This window comes from Candidatus Nanopelagicales bacterium, from assembly GCA_018003655.1.
GTDB lineage: Bacteria > Actinomycetota > Actinomycetes > S36-B12 > UBA10799 > JAGNDY01.
Genome location: JAGNDY010000090.1, coordinates 1 through 6,605 on the forward strand (window position 1 = coordinate 1; position 6,605 = coordinate 6,605).

Below are 6,605 nucleotides of genomic sequence, written 5' to 3' on the forward strand. Positions count from 1 at the left end.
CGGAGGAGGCGGTCGGCGGGGTCCTGGCCGAACCGCTGCTCGCTCGCACCGACATGCCCGCCTACGACGTCGCGACCACCGATGGCTGGGCAGTGGCGGGCCCGGGACCATGGCGCGTTCGCCGTCCTACCCGGCGGGACATGTTGGCCAGCATGGAGTATCACGACTCCAGCGAGCACGTGCTCCTGCGCGATGGCCAGGCCGCGCCCGCGAGCGCTGGTGAACCACTCGGACAAGGCGTCACCGGCGTGGTCGCGGCGAACCGCTGCCGGGTGGAAGGCGAACTCCTCAAGCTGGCCGGGCCAGGCGGTACGGGGACCTCAGGTTCGAGCTACATCGAGCCCGGGTCTGGCGTTCGCGCCCGCGGCAGCGACGCCGGTCTCGGCTCGGAGTTGCTGCCCGCCGGTGAACGCGTGACCCCTGCGGTCGCTGCACTGGCCGCATCCGCAGGCAACGACGAGGTTTCGATGATCCCGATGCCATCGGTGGGGCTGATCCGCATCGGCACCGATGCCCTCGACCGAGGCGTCCCGCGAGCCGGCCTTGCCCGCGATGCCGTCAGCCCTGCCTTGCCCGGCTGGATCGCCGGACTGCGGGGTCGCGCACAGCCCGCCCGCTGGGTGACAACGGGCGACGCGGAACTCATCGAAGAGATCGACGACGTGATCGCCGATGTCATCGTCACGACTGGACTGTCCTCCGACGCGGCGCTGCGTCGAGTTCTACAAGGCATGCATGCCGACGTGCTGGTCGATGGTGTGCTCGGCAAGCCGGGGCGCTTCATGTTGCTCGCACAACTGCAGGACGGTCGGCCGCTGATTCACTGCGGTGGGTCACCTGCCGACGCGATCGCGACGCTGGTGACGCTGCTCTCGCCGATCCTCGCCGCACTCACCGGCCTACCGGACCCGGCCAACCATGAGCGAATGAACGAGCCGCTTCCCGGTGATCGCCACCTGACCTCCTTACTGCCGGTGACCACGACCGGCGCGCGCACGGCGGGGGTGTCGCTGGTTCGCCCGGGTGGCCCAGGCGGGCTTTTCGCCCTCTCCCGCGCAACCGGCCTGGCGGTCATCCCACCAGGTGGCGCCCGCCTCAACGAGTCAGTCACGATCCTCCCGCTGCCGTAGGGACGCCACAGCAAGCGACGAGCCGCGCGTACGGCTTAGGTTTCTCAGCGTGGAAGCCGCACGCAAATCCAACGCCGAGGGGTTGACCGTCCCCAAGGGCGGGCTCGGTTCACGAGGGTCGTTCTTCCTCGGTCGGCGGGAGAGCCTTTGGTCGGCGGTGTACTGGCGGTTCGGCATCGCGTTCGGCGTCCTGATCTTCACCACGGTCCTGGTGTACCTCGGCCGCGGCGGCTATACCGACAGCCAAGGTGACCCCGGGACGATGCTCACCCCACTGGACTGCTTCTACTTCGCCACCGTGACCCTGTCCACGACCGGCTACGGCGACATCGTCCCCAGTTCGGACTGGGCGCGGTTCATCAGCGCCGTGATCATCACCCCGCTGCGCATCATCTTCCTGATTGTGTTGGTCGGCAGCACCTTGGAAGTCCTCACCGCCCGCACCCGAGCCGAATACCGCGAAGCCCGCTGGAGGAAGAAAGTGCGCAACCACACCATCGTGATCGGGTTCGGAGTTAAGGGCCGGGCGGCCGTTCAGGCCCTGCTGGACAACGGCGGTGACGCGGCGCAGATCGTGGTTATCAGCACCGACCGCGACTCCGTCGAGGAGGCCACCACCATGGGGTGCGTCGGCGTGGTCGGCAGCGGTCGCCGCGACGACATCCTCCTGCGGGCCGGCATCGAACGGGCAGCCCGCGTCGTCATCGCCCTGGATGCCGACGACACCTCGATCCTGGTTACTTTGAGCTGTCGCCGACTTGCGCCCAACGCCACCATCGTCACTGCGGCTCGCGAGTTGCAGAACGTGGCGGTCTTGCGGCAATCGGGAGCCGACTCGGTGATCACCACGGCTGAGTCCGCCGGCCGTCTCATGGGCATCTCGCTGGTTTCGCCAACCGCTGGCGCGATCCTTGAGGACCTCATCGAGCCGGGCCAAGGCCTTGAGGTCAAGGAACGACCGGTCGACCCGACTGAATACGGGATCCCCGTTGGCGACTTGGCAGATCGGGGCGCCATCGTGCTCGCCGTCGTTCGGCAGGGTCACGTACACCGGTTCGATGTCGCTGGCGACATGCACCTGCAGGCGGCCGACCGCGTCGTCGTCATTCAGCACGCGACGAACGAGTCGACCCGCGCCAAAGTCGCTGACGAGATCTAGGGAGAACGCGTGTACGCCGTGGTCGTTGCCAATCCGGGTGGAACCGAGTCGATGCAATGGCAAGAGGTGCCGGACCCGCAAGTGGGTCCCGGTGAGGTGCTCATCGAGGTCGCCGCGACGGCGGTGAACCGGGCAGATGTGCTGCAGCGTATGGGTTTCTACCCGCCGCCACCCGGCGCCTCGGACATTCTGGGGCTGGAGTGTTCTGGGATCGTGACTGCGGTTGGACCCGACGTGGACGAGTCCCGCATCGGCGATTCGGTCTGCGCGCTGCTGACCGGTGGCGGTTACGCCCAGCGTGTGGTGGCTCCCGTGGGTCAAGTGATGACGTTGCCCGCGGGAATCGACGTGATCAAGGCTTCGGGCATCCCCGAGGTCGCCTGCACCGCGTGGTCGAACCTGGCCGACGTGGCCGGAATGGCGGCTGGCGACTTCGTCCTCCTGCACGGCGGTGCCGGCGGAATTGGCACGTTTTCGATCCAACTTGCGCGTGCGTTCGGTGCGACCGTCGGGGTGACGGCCGGGTCGGCGGAGAAGCTCGCCATCTGCCGTGACCTGGGCGCCGAAGTGCTGATCAACTACAACGAAGGCGACTTCGTCGAGGACGTCAAATACGTGACCAGCGGCCGCGGTGCGGACATCATTCTGGACAACATGGGAGCCAAGTATCTCCAACGCAATGTCGATGCGCTGGCTGTCGACGGCCGGCTCGTCGTGATCGGCATGCAGGGCGGGATCAAGGCTGAATTGAACCTCGCGACGCTGCTGTCCAAGCGTGCCGCGATTCACGCGACCTCGCTGCGGAGTCGAGCCGTCGAGCAGAAGGCGCAGATCTGCGCCAACGTCGTCGACCGTGTGTGGCCGTTGATCGAGGACGGTCGGATCAAGCCGATCGTTGATTCGGTGCTGCCGATCAGCGAGGTCGCCGCCGCGCATCAGCGCATGGAGGACAGCCACCACGTCGGGAAGATCATCTTGACGGTCCCGTGAACCCTGTTCCACTTTGCTACCGCAACACCCCGTAGGCGCGGCCCTTTAGGGCACGCGCCCGGGGTGTTGCGGTAGCAAAGTCGCAAGGGTTTCCCCTACGGCCTGGTGCGACACTTGGACCATGACGTTCCCTCCCTCTGACTCGCCCTCTGACTCTGCCTCCGACGCCGACGACATCTCCGCCGAAAGTTCGTCCGTCGGCGACGAATCGAGCCAGGTTGTCGTCGTCGCTGACGACGACAACGCTTCGCTGGTCGATTTGGTTGAGCAGCCCGCCAAGGTGATGCGGATCGGCAGCATGATTAAACAACTGCTCGACGAGGTCCGCTCGGCTCCACTCGATGAAGCCAGCCGCACCCGGCTCGCAGAGATCTATGCCCAGTCGATCACCGAGCTTGAGGAAGGCCTGGCCCCCGAACTCGTCGAGGAACTTGAGCGGCTGACGCTGCCGTTCGAGGAAGGGTCTGCGCCCAGCGATGCCGAACTCCGGATCGCCCAGGCGCAGTTGGTGGGGTGGCTGGAGGGGCTGTTCCACGGCATCCAAACCGCGATGTTCGCTCAGCAGATGGCCGCCCGGGCGCAGTTCGAGGAGATGCGTCGGCGCGCCGCTATCGGTTCCGGCATGGATCCCGACGACGGCGGCCCAGTCCCACCCGGCCAAGGCGCCGGCCACAGCGGCCCGTATTTGTAACGCCAACGCTCAGCGGGTAACCCCTGTTCCACTTTGCTACCGCAACACCCCGGGCGCGTGCCCTAACGGGCCGCGCCTACGGGGTGTTGCGGTAGCAAAGTCCGAATGGGGTTCCCGGGCGGCAGGTTCGCCGGGTCATTAGGCTCGGGGGGTGATTGATCTGAAGGTTCTGCGCGACGATCCGGACCGAGCACGCGCATCGCAGGAGGCTCGTGGCGAGGACCCCACGCTCGTGGATGCGGCCCTGGCTGCCGACCAGGCCCGCCGGGCTGCCGCTGGAGCGTTCGATGACCTTCGCGCCGACCAGAAGCGCCTCGGCAAGCAGATCGGCCCGCTGCAGGGCAAGCTGCGCAAGGCCGACAACGACGGTCAGAAACGCGAGATCCTGGTCGAACTCGACGCCCTCATGGAGCAGGCCGCCACCATGAGCGAGGCCGTCAAGGACGCCGAAGTTGCCCAGCGAAGTGCCGATGCGCAGGCAACCGAGGCCGTCGCCGCGCTATCGAACCTGATTGATACCCGCGCACCCGTCGGTGGCGAGGAGGACTTCGAGCTCGTCGAAACCGTCGGCACTCCACGCGACTTTGCGGCAGAGGGGTTCCAGCCGCTCGACCACGTCGAGCTCGGCCAACTCCTCGGGGCTATCGACATCGAACGCGGCGCAAAGGTCTCGGGCAGCCGCTTCTACTACCTGACCGGGGTCGGCGCGGAACTTGAGTTCGCGCTGTTGGGTTTGGCGATGAAGCTCGCCACCGGCAACGGCCTGATCCCGATGATCCCGCCCGCGTTGGTCAAGCCCGCCGCGATGGAAGGGACCGGGTTCCTGGGCCAGGCTGCCGAGAACGTCTACCGGCTAGAGGCCGACGACATGTATCTGGTCGGAACGGCCGAGGTCCCGCTCGCGGCGTACCACATGGACGAGGTGCTCGACGCGTCCTCGTTGCCGCTGCGCTACGTCGGGTATTCGCCGTGCTTCCGCCGCGAGGCCGGGTCGCACGGCAAGGACACCCGCGGAATCTTCCGGGTCCACTGGTTCGACAAGGTTGAGATGTTCTCGTTCTGCCAACCGGAGGAGGCCGACGCCGAGCACCTGCGGCTGCTGGCCTGGGAGCGGGAATTCCTCGACGCGCTTGAGCTCCCGTACCGAGTCATCGATGTCGCGTCCGGCGATCTCGGCGCCAGCGCGGCCCGCAAGTTCGATTGCGAGGCGTGGGTCCCGACCCAGCAGCGCTACCGGGAGGTCACCTCGACGTCGAACTGCACGTCGTTCCAGTCCCGGCGGCTGCGGATTCGCACCCGCGACGGCGACGGTGTCGCTCCGGTGGCCACCCTCAACGGCACGCTGTGCGCGATGACCCGGATCATCGTCGCGCTGTTGGAGAACCACCAACAGGCCGACGGTTCGGTTCGGGTTCCGGCTGCGCTGCAGCCCTTCCTGGGTGGCCGCGCCGAGCTGGCGAACAATTAGCCGCGATGCGGCGCCAGGAACCAAGATGACGACCCGGCGCCGGATGATCGCCACCGACCTCGACGGCACGCTGCTGCAACCCGACGGCACGGTCTCGCCACGCTCCGCGGCCGCACTCGAGCTGGCCCGGCGCAACGGACTCCTCGTCACACTCGTCACCGGCAGACCTCCCCGCTGGTTGGCTCCAGTAGCGAACCAGACCGGGTGGCACGGCTACGCCGCCGCCGCCAACGGTGCGGTGCTCATTGACCTGGACAAGCGAGTCGTCGAGGAGACGTTCCCGATCGCCGGCGAGGCCGCGAACGAGGCGGTTGCTCGGATCCGGGAGTTCATGCCAGGCGCGACGTTCGGAGTGGAGAATGTCCGAGCGGGCACGCCTCTTCGTTCCACGCCAACCGACAACCCGTACGACCAAGCTCCGCTGACGAACACCGAGTTTGGGCACGAGCCCGGCTTCCGCGCACGTCTGGGCATTCCGATCGAGGCACCCGTCGCTCCGATCGCCGACCTCATCGCTCGCGGCGATGTCGTCAAGCTGCTGGCCCGTGGGCCGGACGGCGGACTTCTCGATCCCGACGACACGATGGTTCAACTCACGGAGGTCCTCGCCGGCGTGGTGACCGTGACCCACTCGACTCCGAGCAGTGTCTTGCTCGAGCTATCAGCCGCCACCACGTCGAAGGAGTCCGGCGTCGCGTGGCTGGCCAAGACCCACGGGATCGCGCGCGAAGACGTGATCGCCGTGGGCGACATGCCCAACGACCTGCCGATGCTGCGGTGGGCGGGCGAGGGTTGGGCGGTCGGCAACGCGCACGCCCATGTCCTAGCCGAGGTGGGAGCCGATCGCATCCTTCCGCCGCACACGGAGGACGGGGTCGCAGGGCTGATCGAACGGATCGTTGCGGCCTCCGGCGATTCCCACAGCGCCTGAGGCCTGTGGACAACCTGTGAACACAGGTTTCGCTCTGTGAAGTGCTGCACCTTGCGGCTGCTTGTGGACACTACACAGAGTGCCTGTTTGCAGCAGAAATCGTGACCTGACCCACAAAACAGCGTTACAGAAAGTAATCCACAGGCACAAAGCACCCACCTAGGTGTGCCTGAACCGGTGCTACGTTGATTGAGTCGTCAATAACCGACGCCGCAGTCGCGGTCTCGGATGAACCA

Annotated in this window: 6 protein-coding genes; all 6 read left to right on the forward strand. The window is 66.8% G+C overall.

Annotated features, from left to right (window positions below):
• A partial coding sequence (locus KAZ48_09905) for a hypothetical protein (GenBank protein MBP7973103.1) occupies positions 1-1,130 on the forward strand: 1,130 nt, incomplete at its 5' end.
• Between the two features lie 49 nt (positions 1,131-1,179).
• On the forward strand, positions 1,180-2,289 hold the full coding sequence (locus tag KAZ48_09910; protein MBP7973104.1) for an NAD-binding protein: 1,110 nt from the start codon (positions 1,180-1,182) through the stop codon (positions 2,287-2,289).
• A gap of 9 nt (positions 2,290-2,298) precedes the next feature.
• On the forward strand, positions 2,299-3,279 hold the full coding sequence (locus KAZ48_09915; protein ID MBP7973105.1) for an NAD(P)H-quinone oxidoreductase: 981 nt from the start codon (positions 2,299-2,301) through the stop codon (positions 3,277-3,279).
• Between the two features lie 121 nt (positions 3,280-3,400).
• Positions 3,401-3,970 carry a bacterial proteasome activator family protein gene (locus KAZ48_09920; protein MBP7973106.1) on the forward strand — a complete coding sequence of 190 codons (570 nt, stop codon included), beginning with the start codon at positions 3,401-3,403 and terminating at the stop codon, positions 3,968-3,970.
• Between the two features lie 151 nt (positions 3,971-4,121).
• On the forward strand, positions 4,122-5,438 hold the full coding sequence (gene serS / locus KAZ48_09925) for a serine--tRNA ligase (GenBank protein MBP7973107.1): 1,317 nt from the start codon (positions 4,122-4,124) through the stop codon (positions 5,436-5,438).
• A gap of 25 nt (positions 5,439-5,463) precedes the next feature.
• Entirely contained in the window at positions 5,464-6,369 is a 906-nt protein-coding gene (locus KAZ48_09930; protein ID MBP7973108.1) for an HAD hydrolase family protein, read from the forward strand.
• Positions 6,370-6,605: the final 236 nt, after the last annotated feature.